Below are 696 nucleotides of genomic sequence, written 5' to 3'. Positions count from 1 at the left end.
ACTCATTTGCGCTTCGAGTCGATTTGAGATTTGTAGACCGGCAGCATCATCCTTAGCACTATTAATACGGTTACCGGAAGCGAGTCGCTCCAAAGATTGGTTCAGCATATTGCTGGCATTAGAGAGATTTCTCTGTGCCACCAGCGCTGAAACATTGGTATTTACCGTAATAGCCATAGATGTTCGCTTATCCGTTGGGAGGTAATAAAGTCAATCGTTGCTTCTATATCGACCACCTTTGCTAGTTCTTTAATCAAAAAAGGAGCACAAGGCCCCTTTTTAAATTCAATGTAGCTGTATCTAAATAGTTAGAGCTATTTAATCGACAGTTCAGCCAGCATTTGCTGAGATGGTGCAAAGTAGTATGCACCGGTCACGGCATGTGTAAAGCGCAGTAATTGGTCCGTTTTACCATCGGTAACGCCGTACATGCTCTCAAGCATGGCATCAAAGTTATGGCGTGCATTACAGTAAGCAATAAATAATAGGCCGTGGTCACCCGTCGCGCTACCATAAGGCAGGCTGTGTCGAACAATCTTTAGACCCTTGCCTTCTTCTTTGATATCAACACGGCCAACGTGAGATGCCGCTGGCACATCGTCTAACTCAATAGAGTCTGGCTTAGTGCGACCCACCACCTTCTCTTGTGCTTTCACATTCAAGCGATTCCAAGCCGGTAGGTTATGGATAAAGCGC

General features: G+C 45.4%; 1 protein-coding gene and 1 pseudogene. Both read right to left on the bottom strand.

Annotation, left to right across the window (positions count from 1 at the left end; translation table 11 throughout):
- Positions 1–177: pseudogene (locus KIV40_RS34705) on the bottom strand (flagellin); the annotation flags it as partial.
- Between the two features lie 137 nt (positions 178–314).
- On the bottom strand, positions 315–696 hold a 382-nt coding region (locus tag KIV40_RS34700; RefSeq protein WP_285353993.1), incomplete at its 5' end, for a Dyp-type peroxidase.

The sequence above is a fragment of the Vibrio sp. D173a genome, from assembly GCF_030248475.1.
The sequence above is the reverse complement of the archived record's forward strand: the minus strand, read 5'-3'. Positions and strand labels throughout refer to the sequence as shown.